18 protein-coding genes and 1 pseudogene are annotated in these 21,112 nt (G+C 74.1%); 10 read left to right on the top strand and 9 right to left on the bottom strand.

Annotation, left to right across the window (positions count from 1 at the left end; all coding sequences use genetic code 11):
* Positions 1 to 143: pseudogene (locus tag ACFYE3_RS18505) on the top strand (inositol-3-phosphate synthase); the annotation flags it as partial.
* A 69-nt stretch (positions 144 to 212) separates the two neighbouring features.
* On the opposite strand, the gene ACFYE3_RS18500 reads toward ACFYE3_RS18505, so the two are convergent.
* Positions 213 to 1,001, bottom strand: a complete 789-nt coding sequence (locus ACFYE3_RS18500) for a phosphatase (protein WP_387611732.1) — start codon at positions 999 to 1,001, stop codon at positions 213 to 215.
* A complete protein-coding gene (locus ACFYE3_RS18495; RefSeq protein ID WP_387611734.1) occupies positions 998 to 2,290 on the bottom strand; it encodes a glycosyltransferase in 1,293 nt (430 codons plus the stop codon). The genes ACFYE3_RS18500 and ACFYE3_RS18495 overlap by 4 nt, the downstream gene beginning before the upstream one ends.
* A gap of 128 nt (positions 2,291 to 2,418) precedes the next feature.
* On the opposite strand from ACFYE3_RS18495, the gene alr reads away from it, so the two are divergent.
* The 5 genes from alr to tsaD are packed head-to-tail and all read left to right on the top strand — an operon-like array spanning position 2,419 to position 6,580.
* Entirely contained in the window at positions 2,419 to 3,666 is a 1,248-nt protein-coding gene (gene alr / locus ACFYE3_RS18490; protein ID WP_387611737.1) for an alanine racemase, read from the top strand.
* Positions 3,663 to 4,250 carry a tRNA (adenosine(37)-N6)-threonylcarbamoyltransferase complex ATPase subunit type 1 TsaE gene (gene tsaE / locus ACFYE3_RS18485; protein WP_387611739.1) on the top strand — a complete coding sequence of 196 codons (588 nt, stop codon included), beginning with the start codon at positions 3,663 to 3,665 and terminating at the stop codon, positions 4,248 to 4,250. The genes alr and tsaE overlap by 4 nt, the downstream gene beginning before the upstream one ends.
* Before the next feature lie 40 nt (positions 4,251 to 4,290).
* Complete coding sequence (tsaB, locus tag ACFYE3_RS18480; RefSeq protein WP_387611742.1) at positions 4,291 to 4,968, top strand: tRNA (adenosine(37)-N6)-threonylcarbamoyltransferase complex dimerization subunit type 1 TsaB; 678 nt, start codon at positions 4,291 to 4,293, stop codon at positions 4,966 to 4,968.
* Positions 4,969 to 5,006: 38 nt separating this feature from the next.
* Positions 5,007 to 5,486 carry a ribosomal protein S18-alanine N-acetyltransferase gene (gene rimI, locus ACFYE3_RS18475; RefSeq protein ID WP_387611773.1) on the top strand — a complete coding sequence of 160 codons (480 nt, stop codon included), beginning with the start codon at positions 5,007 to 5,009 and terminating at the stop codon, positions 5,484 to 5,486.
* Positions 5,483 to 6,580: a tRNA (adenosine(37)-N6)-threonylcarbamoyltransferase complex transferase subunit TsaD gene (gene tsaD, locus ACFYE3_RS18470; RefSeq protein ID WP_387611744.1), complete on the top strand. Its 1,098-nt coding sequence runs from the start codon at positions 5,483 to 5,485 to the stop codon at positions 6,578 to 6,580. The genes rimI and tsaD overlap by 4 nt, the downstream gene beginning before the upstream one ends.
* A 15-nt stretch (positions 6,581 to 6,595) precedes the next feature.
* Here the strand turns inward: tsaD and ACFYE3_RS18465 are convergent, their stop codons facing one another.
* The 7 genes from ACFYE3_RS18465 to ACFYE3_RS18435 all read right to left on the bottom strand — a co-directional run bounded on the left by ACFYE3_RS18465 (position 6,596) and on the right by ACFYE3_RS18435 (position 14,169).
* Positions 6,596 to 7,594, bottom strand: a complete 999-nt coding sequence (locus ACFYE3_RS18465) for a 2-hydroxyacid dehydrogenase (protein WP_387611747.1) — start codon at positions 7,592 to 7,594, stop codon at positions 6,596 to 6,598.
* A 59-nt stretch (positions 7,595 to 7,653) separates the two neighbouring features.
* Positions 7,654 to 8,799, bottom strand: a complete 1,146-nt coding sequence (locus ACFYE3_RS18460) for a glutamate--cysteine ligase (protein WP_387611750.1) — start codon at positions 8,797 to 8,799, stop codon at positions 7,654 to 7,656.
* Positions 8,800 to 8,869: 70 nt separating this feature from the next.
* A complete protein-coding gene (locus ACFYE3_RS18455) occupies positions 8,870 to 10,153 on the bottom strand; it encodes a THUMP-like domain-containing protein (protein ID WP_387611752.1) in 1,284 nt (427 codons plus the stop codon).
* A 26-nt stretch (positions 10,154 to 10,179) separates the two neighbouring features.
* Positions 10,180 to 10,938, bottom strand: coding sequence for an iron ABC transporter ATP-binding protein (locus ACFYE3_RS18450; protein WP_387611755.1), 759 nt, complete (start codon positions 10,936 to 10,938; stop codon positions 10,180 to 10,182).
* A 13-nt stretch (positions 10,939 to 10,951) separates the two neighbouring features.
* Positions 10,952 to 11,968 carry an iron chelate uptake ABC transporter family permease subunit gene (locus ACFYE3_RS18445; protein ID WP_387611758.1) on the bottom strand — a complete coding sequence of 339 codons (1,017 nt, stop codon included), beginning with the start codon at positions 11,966 to 11,968 and terminating at the stop codon, positions 10,952 to 10,954.
* Positions 11,965 to 13,053 carry an ABC transporter permease gene (locus tag ACFYE3_RS18440; RefSeq protein ID WP_387611760.1) on the bottom strand — a complete coding sequence of 363 codons (1,089 nt, stop codon included), beginning with the start codon at positions 13,051 to 13,053 and terminating at the stop codon, positions 11,965 to 11,967. Before ACFYE3_RS18440 ends, ACFYE3_RS18445 begins: the two co-directional genes overlap by 4 nt.
* A 144-nt stretch (positions 13,054 to 13,197) precedes the next feature.
* Positions 13,198 to 14,169: a siderophore ABC transporter substrate-binding protein gene (locus ACFYE3_RS18435; protein WP_387611762.1), complete on the bottom strand. Its 972-nt coding sequence runs from the start codon at positions 14,167 to 14,169 to the stop codon at positions 13,198 to 13,200.
* Positions 14,170 to 14,600: 431 nt separating this feature from the next.
* Between ACFYE3_RS18435 and groES the strand changes: the two genes are divergently transcribed.
* The 4 genes from groES (at position 14,601) to ACFYE3_RS18415 (ending at position 20,985) form a co-directional block, all read left to right on the top strand.
* Positions 14,601 to 14,897, top strand: coding sequence for a co-chaperone GroES (groES, locus tag ACFYE3_RS18430; RefSeq protein ID WP_047801805.1), 297 nt, complete (start codon positions 14,601 to 14,603; stop codon positions 14,895 to 14,897).
* A 159-nt stretch (positions 14,898 to 15,056) separates the two neighbouring features.
* Positions 15,057 to 16,658, top strand: coding sequence for a chaperonin GroEL (groL, locus tag ACFYE3_RS18425; RefSeq protein WP_387611764.1), 1,602 nt, complete (start codon positions 15,057 to 15,059; stop codon positions 16,656 to 16,658).
* 158 nt (positions 16,659 to 16,816) lie between these two features.
* Complete coding sequence (locus tag ACFYE3_RS18420) at positions 16,817 to 18,886, top strand: acyltransferase family protein (RefSeq protein ID WP_387611767.1); 2,070 nt, start codon at positions 16,817 to 16,819, stop codon at positions 18,884 to 18,886.
* Positions 18,883 to 20,985, top strand: coding sequence for an acyltransferase family protein (locus ACFYE3_RS18415; protein ID WP_387611770.1), 2,103 nt, complete (start codon positions 18,883 to 18,885; stop codon positions 20,983 to 20,985). The genes ACFYE3_RS18420 and ACFYE3_RS18415 overlap by 4 nt, the downstream gene beginning before the upstream one ends.
* The last annotated feature ends 127 nt before the right edge of the window (positions 20,986 to 21,112 follow it).

Below are 21,112 nucleotides of genomic sequence, written 5' to 3'. Positions count from 1 at the left end.
CGAAGATCGGTCTGGACCGCGGGATCGGGGGCCCGCTGACCTCGGCCTCGGCGTACTTCATGAAGTCCCCGGCCGTCCAGCTTCCCGACGACGTGGCCAGGGCGGACCTGGAGGCCTTCATCCGCGGCGACCGCGAACGCTGAGCCCACCGCTCCCGAGGCGCAGGACCCCCGCACCGCCCCCGGTGCGGGGGTCCTGCGCCTCCCGGGACCTCAGACGTAGTCCGCCAGGCCGGCGCGGTGGAGCACGAACTCCGTGAGCGGCTCGTAGACGCGCGGCGGGAGGTTGTCGTCGAGCGGCACGGCGACCTCGACCTGGCCCTGCGCCTCCGCCACGAACACGCCCGGGTCGTTGCAGTCCGCGACCGCGATGGTCCGCAGCCCCCGGGAGCCGGCCGCCCCGGCGAGGCCGTGGTCGGCCACCACGAGATCGGGCGGGTTCTGCCCGTCGCGGCGCAGCTTCTCCAGGGTCAGGGCCATGGGCCCGGGGAAGTGGGTGTGCCGCAGCCCGCCGTACTGCTCGACCATCACGACGCTCTCGATCTGCCGGACGTCGCCGTCCTCGAACGGGAAGCCGTCCGGGACCTGCACCACGTGCGCACCGGCGCGGCGGGCCACCCGGGCCAGCTGCGCGTAGACGGGGAACAGGCCGGCCGGGTGGCCGGTGGCGAAGAGCACGCGGCCACCGGCGGCGACCACCTCGCCGAGGACCCGCGCGTAGCGCTCCAGCCCGGCGACGGCCCGCTCCGCGGAGATCGTGTCCTGGCCCTCGGCGTGCGCCCGGTCGGGGGAGATCCCGACCCGGTCCCGCATGAGCGCGAACACGTCGTCGAAGGTCCACTCCCGGGTGCGCACCACGCCCATGTGCTGGTGCTGGTCGCCGTCGAGGAAGCCCTGGATGTTGCGCAGGTTCGCCTCCCGGGGGGTCGCCACCGCCCCGGTGATGCGGTGGTGGTCGAGGTGGCGGGCGAGGTCTGCGGGGGAGAGGGGGGAGGTCGTCACCGTTCGAGTGTATTCAGGCGCCGGCCGCTACCGTCGCGTATCCCCGCCCGGGCGCGCACCCGGGCGTAGACGTCCGCCGTGGACAGGGCCGTCCGCTCCCAGGAGTGGTCCTCGGCGCGCCGGGCGGCCGCCGCGCCCATGCGATCCAGGGCGGCCGGGTCGCCGGCGAGGGCGACGACGGCCAGCGCCCACGAGCCGGGGTCGCGGTCGGGCACGAGCCGGCCGGTGATCCCGTCGAGCACCGCCGTGCGCAGCCCGTCCACGTCCGTGGCGAGCACCGGCGTGCCGCAGGCCTGGGCCTCCAGCGCCACGAGGCCGAACGTCTCGGAGGAGGACGGGACGGCCACGACGTCGGCCCGGCGCATCCGGGCGGCGAGCTGCGGGGCGGGCAGGGCCGGCCCGAAGCGCACGGCGTCCTCCAGGCCCAGCTCCCGCACGCGCTCCCGCAGCACGGTCGTGAAGGCGCGGGTGCCGACCCCCACGACGTCCAGCTCCACGGGCAGGCCGGGGTCGGTCTCCCGGATCCGGGCGAGCGCGTCGACGAGCACGTGCGGGCCCTTGAGCGCCTGCAGGCGCCCGGCGAACAGGATCCGCAGCGGGCGGCCGGGCGTGCCGGGGGGCGGCTCGTCGGCGCGGCGGGGCTCGCCGGGCGCGGCGTCCGGGGAGAAGGCCGAGAGGTCGACGCCGGGGGTGATCACGGTCAGGCGTGCCGGGTCGGCGTCGTAGAGCTCGACCATCTGCAGCGCCTCGGTCCGGGTGTTCACCACCGTGGCCTCCGCCCGGGCGATGAGCTCGGCCTCGGCCTCGGCGCGGGAGGCCGGCTCGAGCCCCTCCCCGGTCCGGGCGCGCAGGTTCTTCCCGAGCGCCGTGGTGTGCAGGGTCAGGACGAGGGGGACTCCCCAGCCGTCGGCGAGCTCCCGGCCCGCGGCGCCGGAGAGCCAGTAGTGGGCGTGCACGACGTCGGGCCGGTCGGCCTCCGCGCCGAGCACGTCCGCGAAGGCCGCGGTGAACCCGGGCAGGTCCTCCTTGCTCGCCCCGGCGGCCCCGGGCAGCGAGACGGTGAGCAGACGCAGCCCCGCACGGATGCGGGCGCTCCGCACGCCGGCGCCCGTGGGGGCGCCGGGGTCCCGGTCGAGGGTGGCCATGTCCACGGTGTGGCCGGCGTCCACGAGGGCCTCGGCGAGGTGGCGCACGTAGACGTTCATCCCGCCCGCATCCCCCGACCCCGGTTGCTCGAGGGGAGAGGTGTGCAGGCTGATCAGCAGGACGTGGCGGGGCGCGGCGGACACGGCACAACTGTAGCCTCCGGCCGCGGGGGCCCGGAGGCACGGGGTCCAGGCCCGGGTGCCCGCGGGGTGGGGCGGGCCCGGGGAGCCCGCCTCCGCCCCGACTCGGGCGGAGGCGGCCCGGTGCCACAATGGGATCCGTGAACCGTGCTGACCCCGTCCCGACCGCCCCGTCCGGCGGCGCCTTCCCCCCTCCGCCCCGGTTCGAGCGCAGCGCCGTGGTCGACCTCGCGGCCGTCCGCGCCAACGTGCGCCGGCTCCGTGACCTCGCAGCGCCCGCCCGGCTCATGGCCGTGGTCAAGGCAGACGCCTACGGCCACGGTGCGGTGCCCGTGGCCCGCGCGGCCCTCGAGGCCGGCGCGGACGCCCTGGGTGTCGCCCACGTCGGGGAGGCCCTCGCGCTGCGGGCCGCGGGCATCGGTGCCCCCGTGCTGGCGTGGCTGCACACCGTGGACACCGACTTCCGGGCGGCGCTCGCCGCCGACGTCGAGCTGGGCGTCAGCGGCTGGGAGCTCGCCCCGATCACCGGGGCCGCCCGCGCGCTCGGGACCACCGCCCGGATCCACCTCAAGATCGACACCGGCCTGGGCCGCAACGGCTCGCCGGAGGCCCTCTGGCCCGAGCTCGTGCGGGCGGCCGCGCAGGCCGAGGCCGAGGGGCTCGTGCGGGTCACCGGCGTCTTCACCCACCTGGCCGTCGCCGACGAGCCCTCCCGGCCCGAGACCCGGGAGCAGCTCGAGCGCTTCCGCGCGGCGGTGGCCACGGCGCGGGCCGCCGGGCTCCGGCCCGCTCTGCGGCACGCGGCGAACTCGCCCGGTCTCCTCGGCGCCGCCGCGCTCGAGCGCCCCGGGGACATGCTCCTGGACATGGTCCGGGTCGGGGTCTGCCTCTACGGGCTCTCCCCGTTCGCGGACCGCACCCCGGAGCAGCTCGGTCTCGTGCCCGCCATGACGCTGCGGAGCACGGTCAGCGCGGTGAAGGAGGTGCCGGCGGGGCAGGGCGTCTCCTACGGGCTGAGCTACGTCACCGACCGGCCCACCACCCTGGCGCTCGTCCCGCTCGGCTACGCGGACGGCGTCCCGCGCTCCGGCACCGGCGGGCCGGTGCGGATCCAGGGCCGCACCTATCCGGAGGTCGGCCGGGTCGCGATGGACCAGATCGTCGTGGACCTCGGCGCGCCGGGACGGTCCGCCCCCGAGCACGGGCTGCTCGGGGCGGAGGCCGTGCTGTTCGGTGCGGGGGAGAACCCCTCGGCGAGCGCGTGGGCGGACGCAGCCGGCACCATCAACTACGAGATCGTCACCCGCGTCTCGCCCCGCGTCCCCCGGGTGCACCTGCACGCCACGGAGGACCGGGCGAGCGAGGAGGAGCAGGCATGAGCGAGTGGACGCGGAGCGTGACCGTGGACGGGCCCGGGCGGACCCAGGCCCTGGCCGAGCGCCTGGGCGAACAGCTGCGCGCAGGGGACCTGCTGGTCCTCACCGGCGAGCTGGGCGCGGGCAAGACCACGTTCACCCAGGGACTCGGGCGGGGCCTGGGGGTGCGCCCGGGGATCATCTCGCCCACGTTCGTGCTGGTGCGCCGCCACCCCAACGTCCCGGACGGACCCCGGCCCGGCGGCCCGGACCTCGTGCACGTCGACGCCTACCGGCTGGGCTCCGCGGCGGAGGTCGACGACATCGACCTGGAGGACACGGCGGACACGGCCGTCACCGTGGTCGAGTGGGGGAGCGGGAAGGTCGAGCACCTGGCCGAGTCCCGCCTCGAGATCGTGCTGGAGCGCGCCGTGGGCGCCGATCCCCTCGGACCCGGCGCGCCGTCGGGGCCCGGAGCGACCCCGGGAGACCTCGGCGACGCGGACGAGGACCGGGCCGCGGACGAGGACGGGGACGACGAGCCCCGCCGCATCACCCTCACCGGGATCGGCCCGCGCTGGGCGGACGGGCCGCCCCGGCTGGACTGAACCGGGCGGCACCCCCGGGGGCGGGCACTACACTGGTCGGGTGCTCCTCCTGTGCCTGGACTCCTCCGCCGTCGCCTCCGCCGCCCTCGTGACCGGCGCGGGCGAGGTCCTCGGCTCCTTCGCGAGCCCGGACACCCGCTCCCACGCCGAGGTCCTGGCCCCCGCCGTCCGTGACCTGCTGGCCGGCCACGGCGTCACCGGCCGCGACCTCGACGGCGTCCTCGTCGGCACCGGGCCCGGGCCCTTCACCGGCCTGCGCGCGGGGATCGCGACGGCGCGGGCGCTCGCCTTCGCGTGGGACCTGCCGCTGCACGGCCTCATGAGTCTCGAGGCCCTCGCCCACGACGCCGCAGGGCACGCCCGGGCGGCCGGGCACGAGGAGTTCCTCGTGCTCACCGACGCCCGGCGCAAGGAGGTCTACTGGGCCCGGTTCGCCGCCGCCGAGGACGGCCCGCGGCCTGCCGGGGGACCCGGGGTGGCCGCCGCCGAGCAGCTCCCGGCGCTGCCCGCCTACGGCCGCGGGGCGGGGATCTACGCCGACCGGCTGGCCCGGCCCGTGCCCGGGTTCGCCGCGGCGCAGCCCACGGCGTCGTCCCTCGGCCTCGCCGCCGCGCGCCGCACGACCCGGGGGGAGCAGCTGTCCCCGGACACGACCCCGCTGTACCTGCGCGAGTCCGACGCGAAGGTCCCCGGCCCCCGGAAGCGGGCGAGCGCGTGAGCACCGCCCCCGGTCCCGGCTCCTGGACGCTGCGCCGGATGGTCCCCGAGGACCTCGCGCCGGTGCACGCGCTCGAGCGGAGGCTCTTCCCCGTCGACGCCTGGCCGCTGGAGATGTTCACCGCCGAGCTGGCCCAGCCCGTGTGCTGGTACTGGGTGGCGGAGCAGGACGGCGAGATCGTCGGCTACGCGGGGCTCATGTGCATCCGCCCCGTGGGCGACGTGCAGACCATCGCGGTGGTCCCCGAGCACGAGGGCCGCGGGATCGGCTCCGCCCTGCTGCGCACCCTGCACGCGCAGGCCCGGGAGCTCGGGGCCACCGAGGTGCTGCTCGAGGTCCGCGCCGACAACCCGCGCGCCCAGCAGCTCTACCGCCGCTTCGGCTACGAGCAGATCCACACCCGCCCCCGCTACTACCGGGACGGCGCCGACGCGCTGATCATGCGCCTCGATCTCACCGCCCCCGAGACCCCGGCGGCCCCCGAGACCCCGGCCGCCCCGACGGAGGAGACCCGATGACCGACGGACCCCTCGTGCTGGGCATCGAGACCTCGTGCGACGAGACCGGCGTGGGGATCGTGCGGGGACGCACCCTGCTCGCCAACGTCGTGTCCTCCTCGATGGACGAGCACGTGCGCTTCGGCGGCGTGATCCCCGAGATCGCCTCCCGCGCCCACCTCGACGCCATCGTCCCGGCCCTGCGCGAGGCCCTGGCCCGGGCGGGAGTGGGCCTGGAGGACCTCGACGCCCTCGCGGTGACCTCCGGGCCCGGGCTGGCCGGAGCCCTCATGGTGGGCACGGCCGCCGCGAAGGCCCTCGCCGTGGCCACGGACAAGCCCCTCTACGCCATCAACCACCTCGTGGCGCACGTCAGCGTGGGCCTGCTCGAGGACTCCGGGATCGAGGGCTTCCGGGGCGCCTTCGACGACGGCCTGCCCCGCGACCTCGGAGCACTGCTGGTCTCCGGCGGGCACACCGAGATCCTCGCCGTCGAGGACCCCAGCCGGGACGTGCGCCTGCTCGGGGCCACGATCGACGACGCGGCCGGCGAGGCCTACGACAAGGTGGCCCGCGTCCTGGGCCTGGACTACCCCGGCGGCCCGGCCATCGACGCCGCCGCCCGGGACGGGGACCCGACCGCCTTCCGCCTGCCCCGCGGGCTGAGCGCGGGCAAGTACATGGGCTCCGCCGAGCGGCCCGGTCCGCACCGCTACGACTTCTCCTTCTCCGGGCTCAAGACCGCCGTGGCCCGGGTCGTCGAGGGCTACGAGGCGCGGGGCGAGCCGGTGCCGGTCGCCGACGTCGCGGCGTCCTTCCAGGAGTCGGTGGCCGACGTGGTCACCCGCAAGGCCGTGCTCGCGTGCACGGAGCAGGGGCTCGGGACGCTGCTGCTCGGCGGGGGAGTGGCCGCGAACTCCCGGCTGCGCGAGCTCACCGCCGAGCGCTGCGCCGCGCACGGGATCGAGCTGGTGATCCCCCGCCTGCCGCTGTGCACGGACAACGGGGCCATGGTCGCCGCGCTCGCCGCCCGGGTCGTGGCCGAGGGCCGTGCCCCCTCCGGGCTGGAGTTCGCCGCCGACTCCTCCCTGCCGGTCACCACCGTGTCCGTCTGAGCCGTCCGGCGCGGCTCACGCCACGGGGGTGACCAGCGTGCCGTCGGCCAGCCAGCTGCGGAGGTTGCGCAGGGTGAGCTCGGCCATCTCCCGCCGGGTCTCCACGGTCGCGCTGCCCACGTGCGGCAGGAGCACCACGGAGTCGAGCTCGCGCAGGGCGGCCGGCACCCGGGGCTCGTCGGCGAAGACGTCCAGACCGGCCCCGCCGAGCCGGCCCTCCTGCAGCGCCGCCACCAGCGCCGGCTCGTCCACGACGGAACCGCGGGCGACGTTGACGAGGAAGCCGTCCGGGCCCAGGGCGTCCAGCACCTCCGCGTCGACCGTCCCGGCGGACTCCGGGCCGCCGGGGACGGCGACCACGAGCACGTCGACGGCGGCCGCCAGCTCGGCCGCGGACCCGTGGTAGGCGTACCCGGTGCCGGTGGCCGGACGCCGGTTGTGGTAGTGGATCCCGCAGCCGAGCGCCTCCAGCCGGACGGCGACCGCCCGGCCGATCCGCCCGAGACCGAGGACGCCCACCTGCCGGCCGGACGCGTGCCGGCTCAGCGGGAAGCTCCCCGTGCTCTCCCACTGCCCGCCGCGGACGTACCGGTCGGCCGCGGAGAAGCGGCGCAGCACATCCAGGTAGAGGGCCAGCGCGGTGTCCGCCACGGCGTCGGTCAGGACGTCGGGGGTGTTGCTCATGACGATGCCGCGCGCGGCGGCCTCGGCGGCGTCCGTGCCGTCGTAGCCGACGCCGAAGTGGACGACGGCCTCGAGCCGGGGCAGCCGCCGCATCAGGTCCGTGCTCACGCCGGTGCGCCCGGAGCCGACCGCCACCCGGACGTCGTCCGCGTGCCGCTCCAGGAAGCGGTCCTGCCCGGCGGGGTCCTCGGGCAGGCGCAGGGCGGAGAACTCGGAGGCCAGCGCCTCCTCCAGCAGGGGGTGCAGGGAGCCGAGCTGCAGCACCCCGTGCTCCGGCCGGGCGGGGTGGGCGGAGGAGGGGTGCGGGTCGGTGCCGGTCGCGTTCGTCATGCCTGCAACCTAGGGACGAACGGTGCCCCGCGTCCAGCGGGGCGTGCCGGAGCGGCCGGTCAGTCGTTCTCGCGGGTGCGGCGGACGATGTCGAGGGCGACCGCGTGCAGGTCCCCGTCGTGGGCCCGGGCCACCGCGCGCTGACGCTGGTAGCCGGCGCCCTGCTGCAGGATCCGCTCCACGTCGGCGAGCTCCCGCGAGCAGCCGAGCTGCGCGGCCACGGGCTCCAGCCGGTCGAGCAGCGCCGTCAGGTCCGCGCGCAGGTCCCGCTCGATGTTGCGCGGGTCGGTGATGACCTCGGCGTCCAGGCCGTAGCGGGCGGCGCGCCACTTGTTCTCCTGGATGTGCCAGGGCTTCAGGCGGGCGGGGGGCCGGCCCGCCTCCACGTCCCGGGAGATGGACTCCGCGAGGCACTGGGTGAGCGCCGTGAGCGCCCCCACCTCCCACAGGGTGGAGAGCCCGTCGCAGAAGCGCACCTCGTCGGTGCCCAGCCGGGGCACCGGGCGCACGTCCCAGCGGGCCTCGCTCATCTCCTCGATGATGCCGGTGGCGATCATGTCCGTGATGCACTGCTCGTAGGCGTCCCAGGACGGGAAGTGGTACGGCAGCCCGGCCGTGGACAGCTGCTGGAAGATCATCGAGCGCTGGGACGCGTAGCCGGTGTCCTCGCCCGCCCAGAAGGGCGAGTTCGCGGACAGGGCCAGCAGGTGCGGGTAGTAGGTCAGCAGCCCGTCGAGCACGGGCAGGGCCTTCGCCCGCGAGTCGAGGCCCACGTGCACGTGCACCCCGTAGATGACCATCTGCCGCCCCCAGTACTGGGTGCGGTCCACGAGCTTGTGGTACCGCTGCTTGTCGGTGACCTGCTGGTCCTGCCAGCGCGCGAAGGGGTGGGTGCCGGCGGCGAAGACCTCGAGGCCCTGCGGATCGGTGACCTTGCGGATCTCGTCCATCATGGTGGACAGCTGCTCGGTGGAGTGGGCGACGTCCCGGCACACCCCGGTGACCAGCTCGACGGTGTTGAGCAGGAACTCCCCGGTCAGGTGCGGATGGTCGCCGTCCGTGCCCCAGGCGGGGTGGGCGTCCAGGACCGCCTCGAACGTCTCCCGGCCGCGGGGGACGAGGTCCCCCGTGGTGCCGTCCACGAGGGCGATCTCCCACTCGACGCCCAGCGTCGACTGGTGGGAGCGGGCGAACGAGATCTCCACGCGGCAGGTCCTCCGTGCTGTTGAGGGGCGGGCGCCCGGTCGGGGGCGGGCCGGGAGGCCCGCGGAGCCATCAGTCTACGGTTTCCACGACCATCACGACGCGCTGCTCCGCGGGGCCCGCCCCGCTGCGTCCCGGGCTCCCCGGGGCGGGGCCCGGGGCCGTCCGGGTGACCACGAGCGTGGCCCGTCCGGGCCCCTTCGGCGCGAGCCGGCGGCGCAGCTCCTCCGGGGTGACGTCCGTGCCGCGCTTCTTGATCTCGAGCGTCCCGACCTCGTGCTCCCGGACCCACCGCTTGAGCACCTTGACGGTGTGCGGCAGCACCTCCCGCACGCGGTACGCGCGGGCCAGCGGGGTGCGCACGAGCTCGTCGGAGGTGAGGTAGGCGATCCGGGGGTGGATCAGCCGCGCGCCCAGCTGCCGGGCGAGGCCCGTGACGAGGCCCGCGCGGATCACCGCGCCGTCCGGTTCGTAGAGGTACGCGCCCACGGGGCCCACCACCGCGTCGGCGTGGGCGGGGTCGTGGTCCTCCGCGCTGGTCAGCTCCGCGGACCCGTGCTCCGAGAGCACGAGCGCCGCGCGCCGCACGCCGGGGCGGGCCACCGCGTTGAACCACAGCACGGCCTCGACCACGTCGCCCCGGTCGGAGACCCACTGCGCCTCGCACCCGGCGGGGACCGCCTCGTGCGGGATGCCGGGCCCCAGCTTCACCCCGACGGGCAGGCCGCGCCCGGCCAGCGCCTCGACAAAGGACAGGGGCGGGGAGAACGCCTCCGGGTCGAAGATCCGCCGGGTGCCCGAGGACAACGTCGTGCGCCGGGCCGGGTCCAGCCACACCCCGTCCGGCGGTCCGGCGGGCAGGGCGGCGAGGTCCAGCGACTCCGCGTCGGCGTGCAGGACCGTGACCTCGGGGAACGGGGTGAGGTTGAGGGTGGCGACCGCGGCCGTGGTCTCGTCGAGCTCCACGGCGGTGACCCTGCGGTCGAGGGAGGCCAGCGCGAGCGCGTCCGCGCCGATGCCGCAGCCGAGGTCGGCCACGTGCTCGAGGCCGGCGTCAGCGAAGCGCCGCGCGTGCAGGGCGGCCACCCGCAGCCGGGTGGCCTGCTCCAGGCCGGCCCGGGTGAAGAGCATGCGGCCGGCGAAGTCCCCGAACTTCTCCCGCGCCCTGGCGCGGAGCCTGGCCTGGGTGAGCACCGCGGAGACGAGCCCGGCGTCGTGCCCCTCCGCGCGCAGGCGGGTGGCGGTGCGCAGGGCCTCCGCCTCGTCGTAGGGACCCAGGGACTCGAGCAGGGCCATGCCCTCCCGGGTCAGCAGCGGGGCGATCTCGCGGGGGTCGACGGGGGTCTCGGAGCTCATGGGTGCCGTTCGGGTCGGGGGTCGGATCAGACGAAGTAGATGCCGATGCGGTGGCCGTCGACCTCCTCCACGCGGATGTCGATGCCGTAGATCTCCCGCAGCACGGCCGGGCGCATGATCTCGTCGGGCGTGCCGTGGTGGACGAGGGCGCCGTCCTTCATGGCCATGATCCGATCGGAGTAGCAGGACGCGAAGTTGATGTCGTGGATGACGAGCACCACGGTCTTGCCGAAGTCGTGGGCCATCTGCCGCAGCAGGCGCATCATCTCCACGGCGTGCTTCATGTCGAGGTTGTTGAGCGGTTCGTCGAGCAGGACGTAGTCGGTGTCCTGGGCGACGACCATGGCGATGAACGCCCGCTGCCGCTGCCCGCCGGAGAGCTCGTCGACGTAGCGGTCGGCGAGCTCCTCGAGCTGGAGGTAGCGCAGCGCCCGCTCGACGTGCTCCCGGTCCTCGGCCGTGTGCCGGCCCTTGGAGTGCGGGTGGCGGCCGAAGGCCACGAGGTCCCGGACGCTCAGCCGGACCGTCAGGCTGTTCTCCTGGCGCAGGATGGACAGCTTGCGGGCCAGCTGGTCCGAGGGGGTGCCGAGGACGTCGAGGTCGTCCACGAACACGGTGCCCTCGTCCATGGGCAGCAGCCGCGCGGCCATGGACAGCAGCGTCGACTTCCCGGCGCCGTTGGCGCCGATGATCGAGATGATCCCGCCCGCCTCGATGGTCCCCGAGACGCGGTCGACGACGGTCTGCGTCCCGTACCTCTTGGTGAGTCCGGTCAGTTCGATCACGGTGCGCTCCTTGTCACTTGATGGATCCCCGCAGCAGCAGCACGAGGAACAGCAGCCCGCCGGCGAACTCGATCACGATGCTCAGCGCGGTGTCGAAGGCGAAGACCTGCTCGAGGACCACCTGACCGCCCACGAGCGCGATGATCCCCAGCAGCACGGCCATGGGCAGCACGTGCCGGTGGCGGAAGGTGCGGCACAGAGCGTAGGCGAGGTTCGCCACGATGAGCCCGAAGAACGTGATGGGACCGACCAGCGCGGTGCAGACGCCCACGAGCACCGAGCAGACCACCAGCACGGCCGTGACCACCCGGGTGTGGTCGACGCCCAGGCTGATCGCCGTGTCCCGGCCCAGGGCCAGGACGTCGAGGTGCCGCCGGAACGCCAGCGCCACGAGGGAGACCAGCCCGACGAGCAGCGCGGACAGGCGCAGGAGCCCCGTGTCCACGTTGCCGAACGAGGCGAACATCGCGTCCTGGAGGACGACGAACTCGCTGGGCTCGAGCAGCCGCTGCAGCAGCGAGGAGATCCCACGGAAGACGGTGCCGAAGACGATGCCGACGAGCAGCACGAGGTGCAGGGACTTCCCGGAGCCGGTGAACAGCCAGCGGTAGATCAGCCAGCTGAACGCGACCATGAGCGCGAGCTCGAGCCCGAACTTCGCGCCGTCCCCCAGGGCGACCACGCCGACGGAGCCGACGAAGAACACGAGGGCGGTCTGGATGAGCATGTACAGCGCGTCGAAGCCCATGATGGACGGGGTGAGGATGCGGTTGCTGGTGATCGTCTGGAACAGCACCGTGGACACGCCCACGGCGTAGGCGACGAGCACCATCGTCAGCACCCGGTTGATCCGGCGGGGCAGGACGTAGCCGAGGTCGCCGCTGAGGTCCACGGTCAGGTAGAGGCCGATGGAGGCGGCCGCCAGGACGGCGAGGATCCCGATCCAGGCGCCGGGGGGCAGGGCCGTGCGCGGCCGCCGGGGTCCGCGGGCGGCGAGGGCGGGGGGCAGGGCGGAGGTCCTGGTGCTCACCGGTGGCGCCCCCTCAGCAGCATGGTGAGGAACAGGGCGCCGCCGACGACGGCGACGACGGTGCCGACGGGGATCTCGTACGGGTACCGGATCACCCGGGCCACGATGTCGCACGCGAGCACGAAGCCGGCGCCGAGGACGGCGACCCACGGCACGGTGCGGCGGGAGTTGTCCCCGACGAGCATGGACACGAGGTTGGGCACGACGAGCCCCAGGAAGGGGATCGACCCGACGGTGACCACGACCACGGCCGAGATCAGGGCCACGACGGTCATGCCCAGGGCCATGACCTTGCGGTGGTTGATGCCCAGGTTGGTGGTGAACTCGTGGCCCATGCCCGCGACGGTGAACCGGTCGGCGGCCACGTAGCCCACGACCGTCAGCACCAGCACGAGCCACAGCAGCTCGTAGCGGCCCCGCAGGACGCCGGAGAAGTCGCCGAGCATCCAGGCGTTGAGCGTCTGCAGCAGGTCGGAGCGGTAGGCGAAGAACGTGGTGACGGAGGCGATGACGTTGCCGAGCATGATCCCCACGAGCGGCACCAGCAGGGTGCTGCGCAGGGGGATGCGCTGGAGCACCAGCAGGAACAGGGCGGTCCCGGCGACCGCGAACACGGAGGCCGTGCCCATCTTCAGCAGGAGCGGGGCCGAGGGCAGGAGCAGGGTCACGACGAGCAGGCCCGCCTGCGCCGACTCGACGGTGCCCACGGTGGAGGGCTCCACGAACCTGTTGCGGACCATGAGCTGCATGATCAGCCCCGCCACGGACAGGGCCAGGCCGGCCAGCACGACCGACGCGGTGCGGGGGAAGCGGGAGACCGCGATGATCTCCATCGAGGCCCAGAAGCCGTCGAGGTCCCCGGCGAGGAGCTGGTCCGCCAGGGACCACGGGGTGACGTCCAGGACCCCCACGAAGGTGCTGACGACCGCCAGGACCAGCACGAGGGCGCCAGCGGCGGCGAGCCGGCGGGCGTTGGCCCGGGCCGACGCCCCGGGGTCCACCGGGGTGGAGCCCCCCGACGGCGGCACCGCCGGCGCGGGGCCGGCGGTCGCGGGGCGTGGTGCGGCGGTCACGACGGTGCTCATCGTTCCGTGGTGGTCATCGGGGGACCTTCCGGTGCTGGGGACGGGACGCGGTCGCGGGCCGGCGCGACTCCCGGCTGCTCCGCACGGGCGCCGGGCGGTCGCCGTGCGGAGCAGCCGGGAGTCGCGCTCGACCGGCTCAGCGGATCAGGAGAGGGACTCCTGGATCTCGCCGATCATGGCCGGGAAGTTGTCCAGGCCGAAGCCGACTAGGTACCAGGCGGCGCTGTCCACGTAGGTGATCCGGTCCTGCTCCGCCGCGGTGGTGCCGTTGACGAGCTCGTTGTCGAGCACCTGCTGGGCGGCCTCGCCGCCGGACTGGCCGATGGCGGTGTCGCGGTCCAGCACGAAGAGGTGGTCGGGGTCCGCGGCGGCGATGGCCTCGAAGGAGACGGCCTCGCCGTGGGTGCCCTCGGCCTGGACGGCGGCGGCGGACTCGAAGCCCAGCAGGTCGAAGACGATGTTGCCGAAGCGCGAGTTCGGGCCGTAGGCGTTGACCTCGCCGGCGCTGGTCAGCACGAACATCGCGGTGCCGGCCTCGGCGGTCCGGGCCTTCGTCTCCTCGACCTGCTCCTCGATGGCGGTCAGCCGCTCCTCGACCTCGGTCTCCTTGCCGTAGATCTCGCCGAGGGTCCGGGACTGCTCGGTGAAGGAGTTCAGCGCGTCGGTCTGGTCGAGGGAGAGGTCCACGGTGGGGGCGATCTCGGCGAGCTGGTCGTAGAAGTCGGCGGTGCGCCCCGAGATGATGATCAGGTCCGGGGCGGCCTCGGCGACGGCCTCCAGGTCGGGCTCCTTCAAGGACCCGGCGTTGACGTACTCGTCCGACCGGTACTCGGCGAACTGCTCGGGCAGGCTGCCGCCCTTGGGCAGGCCCTGGACGTCCTCGTCCAGCGCCTGCATCGAGTCGAGGACCCCGAGGTCGAACGTGATCACGTTCTCCGGGTCCACGGGGACGTCCGTGGTGCCCTGCGCGTGCTCCACGCTGACGGTCTCCGCCGAGGCGGCGCTCGGCGAGCCCTCCTCGGTGGTCGCCGCGCCGGACGTCGAGCAGCCCGCGAGTGCCAGGACCGAGACGGCGGCCAGCAGGGCGGTGGAGCGGTGTCGGGGAGTGCGGTTCATGGTCTTCCTTCGTGCAGAGGGCGCCGAAGTGCTCCGGGGCGGAGCACACCGACGGGGTCCGGTGGGCGCGACGTACCCGCACACCGGTGTGCGGGGACGTCGGGGAGGGCACCGCTGCTCGGCCGAGGTAAGGGTTGCCTTACCGCTCAACCTAGAGGGTCGGGCGGGCGTGAGGCAAATCATTGGCGAACACCGGCATGACCTAATTGGTTCCGCGCCGTTCCCGGCAGCCCCGCCTGCTGGCACTCGCCTTGACCGACTGCCAGCCCCCTCCTACAGTTGGCCTTGGCACTCTCCGGGTGAGGGTGCTAAGGGCCAGGCGCTCGACCGGCACCGCGACGGCGGTCGGTGCGCCGACCGGCCCGAAGCCCGACGGCGGGCTCCGCCCGCGGTCGCCCACCGTTTTCCACCCCTACAGACAAGGAGAGATCGTGTCGGTCTCCATCAAGCCTCTCGAGGATCGCATCGTCGTCCAGCCGCTCGCCGCTGAGCAGACCACCGCGTCCGGTCTCGTCATCCCGGACACCGCCAAGGAGAAGCCCCAGGAGGGCAAGGTCCTGGCCGTCGGCCCCGGTCGTGTCGACGACTCCGGCAACCGCATCCCGGTCGACGTCAAGGAGGGCGACGTCGTGATCTTCTCCAAGTACGGCGGGACCGAGGTCAAGTACAACGGCGAGGAGTACCTGGTGCTCCCGGCCCGCGACGTGCTCGCCGTCGTCGAGAAGTAGACCGGGCCGCACCGACCCCGCGCAGACCGCGCAGTCCTGACGAAGGGTGCCCGCCGCACGCCCCGCTGTTCCGGCGGGCCCGCGGCGGGCACCCTTCGCCGATCCAGATCCCCGACATCCGCTGGCGACCCCAGCCACCCCAGAAGGAGCTCTTCGCCCATGGCCAAGCAGCTGGCGTTCGACGACGCCGCCCGCAAGTCCCTCGAGAACGGCGTCAACAAGCTCGCCGACACCGTCAAGGTCACCCTCGGCCCGCGCGGGCGCAACGTGGTGCTCGACAAGAAGTGGGGTGCCCCCACGATCACCAACGACGGCGTGACCATCGCCCGCGAGGTCGAGCTCGACGACCCGTACGAGAACCTCGGGGCCCAGCTCGCCAAGGAGGTGGCGACCAAGACCAACGACGTCGCCGGCGACGGCACCACCACCGCCACCGTGCTCGCCCAGGCCCTGGTCAAGGAGGGCCTGCGCAACGTGGCCGCCGGGGCCGACCCGCTGAGCCTCAAGCGCGGCATCGAGAAGGCCGTCGAGGCCGTCTCCGAGCGCCTGCTCGAGAACGCCCGCCCGGTGGAGGGTGCCAACGTCGCCCACGTGGCGACCATCTCGGCGCAGGACCCGGCGATCGGCGAGCTCATCGCCCGGGCCTTCGAGACCGTCGGCAAGGACGGCGTCATCACGATCGAGGACGGCTCGAGCACCGAGGTCGAGCTCGACGTCACCGAGGGCATGCAGTTCGACAAGGGCTACCTGTCCCCGTCCTTCGTGACCGACGCCGAACGCCAGGAAGCGGTCATGGAGAACTCCCTGGTGCTGCTGTACCAGGGCAAGATCTCCTCCGTCCCGGAGCTCATGCCCGTGCTGGAGAAGGTCCTCCAGGCCAAGAAGCCGCTGACCATCATCGCCGAGGACGTCGAGGGCGAGGCCCTGTCCACCCTGGTGGTCAACAAGCTGCGCGGCACCCTCGACGTCGTGGCCCTCAAGGCGCCCGGCTTCGGCGACCGCCGCAAGGCGATCCTGCAGGACCTCGCCGTCCTCACCGGCGGCCAGCTCATCACCAGCGAACTGGGCATCAGCCTCGACCAGGTCACCCTGGAGCAGCTGGGCACCGCCCGCCGCGTCACGGTCACCAAGAACACGACCACCCTGGTCGACGGCGGCGGCACCCCGGCCGAGATCGAGGACCGGGTCGCCACGATCCGCGCCGAGGCCGAGCGCAGCGACTCCGAGTGGGACCGCGAGAAGCTGCAGGAGCGCCTCGCCCGCCTGGCCGGCGGCGTCTCCGTGATCAAGGTCGGCGCGGCCACCGAGGTGGAGGCGAAGGAGCGCAAGCACCGCATCGAGGACGCCGTGTCCTCGACGCGCGCGGCCCTCGAGCAGGGCATCGTCTCCGGCGGCGGCACCGCCCTCGTGCAGGCCGCGAAGGTCCTCGACGAGTCCGACCTCGGGCTCACCGGCGACGCCGCGACCGCCCTCGGCATCGTCCGCCGCGCCCTCCGGCAGCCGCTGTACTGGATCGCCCAGAACGCCGGCCAGGACGGGGCCGTGGTGGCCTCCCGCGTGGCCGAGCTCGAGGCCGGCCACGGCTACGACGCCGCCACCGGCGAGTACGTCGAGATGGTCGGCGCGGGCATCATCGACCCCGTCAAGGTCACCCGCTCGGCGCTGCAGAACGCCGCGTCCATCGCGGCGCTCGTGCTGACCACCGAGACGCTCGTGACGGACAAGCCCGCCGACGACGACGGGCACGGCCACCAGCACTGACCGACAGCACCGACCCGGCTCGCACTCGGACCCGTCCCACCACCGGTGGGGCGGGTCCGTCGCCGTCCCGGGGTGCGCACCGCCGCCTCCGGTAGAGTGCGGGGGTCCGCCCGACCACTGCCGCGCCCCCGGCGGCACGGTGTTCCCAGGAGATGCCCATGACGACCCTCGGTGAGCAGAGCACGCCCGCCGGCGTCGAGCCGGCCACGGCCCGGCGGGTGGCCCGGTACTCCGGGTTCCGTCCGGAGGTGCAGGGGCTGCGGTTCGTCGCGGTGCTGCTCGTGGTGGTCTACCACGTCTTCCTCGGCCGGGTCTCCGGCGGCGTGGACGTCTTCCTGCTGATCTCGGCGTTCTTCCTGACCCTGTCCTTCGTGCGCAAGCTCGAGGCGGGGCGCCCGCTGGCGCTGGGGCGGTACTGGCTGCACGTGTTCAAGCGGCTGCTGCCGCTGGCGGTGCTCACCGTCCTGGGCACCCTGGTGCTGGCGTGGTGGTTCTTCCCGGAGGCGCGGATCGACCGGGTCCGCACGGAGGCCCTGGCCTCGGTGTTCTACGTGGAGAACTGGGCGCTGGCGCTGGCGCAGGTGGACTACTACGCGGCCGACGACTCCACGGCCTCCCCGTTCCAGCACTTCTGGTCCCTGTCCGTGCAGGGACAGGTGTTCCTGCTGTGGCCGCTGGTGTTCGGGGCGGCGTGGCTGGTGTGCCGGAGCGGGCGGTGGCGGCCGGTGCCGGTGCTGGCGGTGTGCTTCGGGCTGATCTTCGCGGTCTCCCTCGCGTGGTCGGTGCACACGACCGCCACGGACCAGGCGTTCGCCTACTTCGACACCCGGGCCCGGCTGTGGGAGTTCGCCCTGGGCTCGCTGCTGGCTCTGGCGGTGCCGTTCCTGCACCCGCCGCGGGCCGTGCGGGTGGCGCTGGGCTGGGCCGGAATGGCCAGCATGGTCTCGGTCGGGGTGCTGATCGACGTGCAGGGCGCCTTCCCGGGGTGGATCGCGCTGTGGCCGCTGCTCTCGGCGGCGGCGGTCATCGTCGCCGGGCAGTCCGGCTCCCCGTTCGGCCTGGACCGGATCCTGGCCTCCCGGCCGCTGGTGCGGCTGGGGGACGCCTCCTACGCGCTGTACCTGGTGCACTGGCCGCTGCTGATCACCTACCTCGTGCTGCGGGACCGGCCGGTGGCCGGTCCGCGGTCGGGGGTGGTGATCATCCTGGTCTCCCTGGTGCTGGCGGTGGCCGCCACGAAGCTGGTGGAGCGCCCGTTCCAGCGGTGGGCGTGGCCCGAGCGGGACAAGCGGCGGCTGGCGGTGTCCGTGGCGGTGAGCCTGGCGCTGGTCGCGGTGCCGGTGCTGGTGTGGCAGCAGGCCGACGCGCGGCGGGCGGCGGTGCTGGCGGAGCAGGCCGCCCGCAACAATCCGGGGGCCGCGGTGCTGGAGCCGGGCTTCGAGTTCCGGGGCGACCCCGACGTCCCGACCCTGCCCCTGGCCTCCGCGCTGCGCGAGGAGTGGGTGGGACTGCCCGAGCCCTGCTCCGGGGCGTTCGCCCCCGAGCAGGAGGTCCTCGATCAGTACTGCCGCCAGAGCCCGGCCCTGCCGGATCCCGAGCGCACGATCGCGGTGGTCGGCAACTCCCACATGGAGCAGTTCATGGGCGCGGTGATCCCCCTCGCGGAGGAGCGCAACTGGCAGCTCGTCGCCGTGCTGCAGCCGGGCTGCGCCTTCGCGGTGCGCCCGGAGGGGGACGCGTGCCACGAGGGCAACGACGCGGCGATCGAGTACGTGGAGCGGCTCGCGCCGGACGCGGTCATGACGACCTCGACCTACGCGGCCCGGATGGACGGCCCCGCCGAGGCCCTGGTCGGCGGGTTCCCGGAACTGGTCGACCGCCTCACGGGCCAGGGCATCGACGTCGTCGGCTTCCGGGACAACCCCCGGTTCGACTTCAACCCCTACGAGTGCGCCGAGCGCCACGGCCAGGACGCCGAGCAGTGCCGCGTCCCGGTCGAGCAGGTCCTGGCCCCCGTCAATCCGGCCGACGTCCTCCGGGACCGGAACGGCTTCGCCTCGATCGACCTCACCGACCTCATCTGCCCGGAGGGACTGTGCCGCCCCGTGGTGGGCAACGTGCACGTCTTCTTCGACCCGCACCACCTCACGTGGACCTACGCGCGGACGATGGCGCCGGCCCTCGAGACGCGGCTCCCCGGCACGCTCCTCCAGGAGGTGCCCTCGTGAGCACGGTGCAGGCCGGTGCCCCGCGTCCGGGTCCGGGGGCCCCGTCCGCGGACGGCCCCGGAGGCGTCGAGGCGGCCACGGCCCGGCGGGTGGCCCGGTACTCCGGGTTCCGTCCGGAGGTGCAGGGGCTGCGGTTCGTCGCGGTGCTGCTCGTGGTGGTCTACCACGTCTTCCTCGGCCGGGTCTCCGGCGGCGTGGACGTCTTCCTGCTGATCTCGGCGTTCTTCCTGACCCTGTCCTTCGTGCGCAAGCTCGAGGCGGGGCGCCCGCCGGCGCTGGGGCGGTACTGGCTGCACGTGTTCAAGCGGCTGCTGCCGCTGGCGGTGCTCACCATCCTGGCGACCCTCGTCCTGGTGGCCGCCGTCTACCCCGGCTCCGACGCCGGGCAGTGGCGGTCCGAGGCACTGGCCTCGGTGTTCTACTCGGAGAACTGGGCGCTCGCGCTCAGCGCCGTCGACTACTACGCCGCCGACCACTCGACCGCGTCGCCGTTCCAGCACTTCTGGTCCCTGTCCGTGCAGGGACAGGTGTTCCTGCTGTGGCCGCTGGTCTTCGCCGCCGCCTGGCTGCTCACGCGGCGGGGGACCCGCCGGCCCGTCCCCGTCCTGGTCGCGATGTTCGGCGCCGTGTTCCTGGCCTCCCTGGCGTGGTCGGTGCACAGCACGGCGACGCAGCAGGAGTTCGCCTACTTCGACACCCGCGCCCGGCTGTGGGAGTTCGCCCTCGGATCGCTGCTCGCCCTCGCCCTGCCGTACCTGAGGCCGCCGCGGACCGCCCGAGTGGTCCTGGGCTGGTTGGGGCTGCTGAGCATGGTCTCGGTGGGCGTGCTCGTCGACGTGCAGGGGGCGTTCCCCGGGTGGATCGCGCTGTGGCCGCTGCTCTCGGCGGCGGCGATCATCGTGTCAGGGCAGTCCGGTTCGCGGTTCGGGCTGGACCGGATCCTCGCCTCGGCGCCCCTGGTGCGGCTGGGGGACTCCGCCTACGCCCTCTACCTCTTCCACTGGCCGGTGCTGATCACCTACCTCGTGCTGCGCGACCGGCCCATGGCCGGGCCCCGCTCCGGGGTGGTGATCATCCTCGTGTCCCTGGTGCTCGCGGTGCTGGTCACCCGGCTGGTCGAGGACCGGGTCAAGGCCTGGGCGTGGCCCGAGCGGAACAAGCGGCGCCTCGCCGGGGTCGTGGTGCTCTGCCTCGCCCTGGTCGCCGCTCCCGTGCTCGCCTGGCAGAACGTGGAGGACCGGCGTGCCGACCGGATCCAGTCCGAGGCCGTCCGCAACAACCCCGGGGCTGCCGTCCTCGAGCCCGGCTTCGAGTTCCGCGGCGACCCGGACGCCCCGACCCTGCCCCTGCCGGAGGACCTGCCGGGACAGCCCGCCTCCCTCGGCGAGGCCTGCCCCGAGGACCTCGCCCTGCCGGAGGAGCTCCGCCGCTTCTGCCACGAGAGCGTCGCGCAGGAGGCTCCCGAGCGGACGGTCCTCGTGCTCGGCAACAGCCACCTGCAGCACTGGCTCCCCGCGCTGCGGCCCCTCGCGGAGGCCGAGCGGTGGCGGGTGCTGACCTGGATCCAGCCGGGCTGCTTCTACGCCGCCGCCGAGGACCAGCCGGGCTCGGAGAGCTGCCGGGCCTGGTTCGAGGGCGCCGGGCAGATGATCGGCACGGCCGCCCCCGACCTCGTCGTGGTCCAGTCGACGTTCACGGACCAGGAGGGGGAGTTCCTCCGGCCCGGCCTGGAGCAGCGGATCCGCGAGCTCACCGACCGCGGGATCCCCGTCGTCGGGATCCGCGACACCCCCCGCTTCCCGGAGGCGCCGGCCGAGTGCGCGGTGGTGCTCGGGGAGGACGACCCCCGGTGCACCTTCACGCACCCCATGGTGGGCACGCCCGATCCCGCGCTGCCGCTCGCCCGCGAGCTGCCGCTCTACTCGACCCTGGACCTCACCGACCTGATCTGCCCGGCGGGGCAGTGCCCGCCGGTCGTCGGCAACGTCTACGTGTACTGGGACGACGACCACCTCAGCCGGGTGTACTCGCAGAGCGCCGCCCCGATCTTCGGCGAGCGGTTCCGGGAGGCCCTCACCACCGACGGCCTCCGGCCCTGACCGGCACCCGGCCGCGGCGCCGGGACCCGCCGTGGGCACCGCACCGTGCTGCCGCCCCGTGCTGCCTCGCCGTGCTGCCTCGCCGTGCTGCCTCGCCGTGCTGCCTCGCCGTGCTGCCTCGCCGTGC

The organism is Kocuria arenosa (genome assembly GCF_042879215.1).
GTDB classification, from domain to species: Bacteria; Actinomycetota; Actinomycetes; order Actinomycetales; family Micrococcaceae; genus Kocuria; species Kocuria arenosa.
This window is presented reverse-complemented; position numbering and strand designations above follow the sequence as displayed.

Coding starts and splice junctions, on each gene's coding strand:
- alr (WP_387611737.1), top strand. CDS start 2,419: ATGGGATCCGTGAACCGTGCTGACCCCGTCCCGACCGCCCCGTCCGGC.
- tsaE (WP_387611739.1), top strand. CDS start 3,663: ATGAGCGAGTGGACGCGGAGCGTGACCGTGGACGGGCCCGGGCGGACC.
- rimI (WP_387611773.1), top strand. CDS start 5,007: ATGGTCCCCGAGGACCTCGCGCCGGTGCACGCGCTCGAGCGGAGGCTC.
- tsaD (WP_387611744.1), top strand. CDS start 5,483: ATGACCGACGGACCCCTCGTGCTGGGCATCGAGACCTCGTGCGACGAG.
- ACFYE3_RS18465 (WP_387611747.1), bottom strand. CDS start 7,594: ATGACGAACGCGACCGGCACCGACCCGCACCCCTCCTCCGCCCACCCC.
- ACFYE3_RS18455 (WP_387611752.1), bottom strand. CDS start 10,153: ATGAGCTCCGAGACCCCCGTCGACCCCCGCGAGATCGCCCCGCTGCTG.
- ACFYE3_RS18440 (WP_387611760.1), bottom strand. CDS start 13,053: ATGAGCACCGTCGTGACCGCCGCACCACGCCCCGCGACCGCCGGCCCC.
- ACFYE3_RS18435 (WP_387611762.1), bottom strand. CDS start 14,169: ATGAACCGCACTCCCCGACACCGCTCCACCGCCCTGCTGGCCGCCGTC.
- groL (WP_387611764.1), top strand. CDS start 15,057: ATGGCCAAGCAGCTGGCGTTCGACGACGCCGCCCGCAAGTCCCTCGAG.
- ACFYE3_RS18420 (WP_387611767.1), top strand. CDS start 16,817: ATGACGACCCTCGGTGAGCAGAGCACGCCCGCCGGCGTCGAGCCGGCC.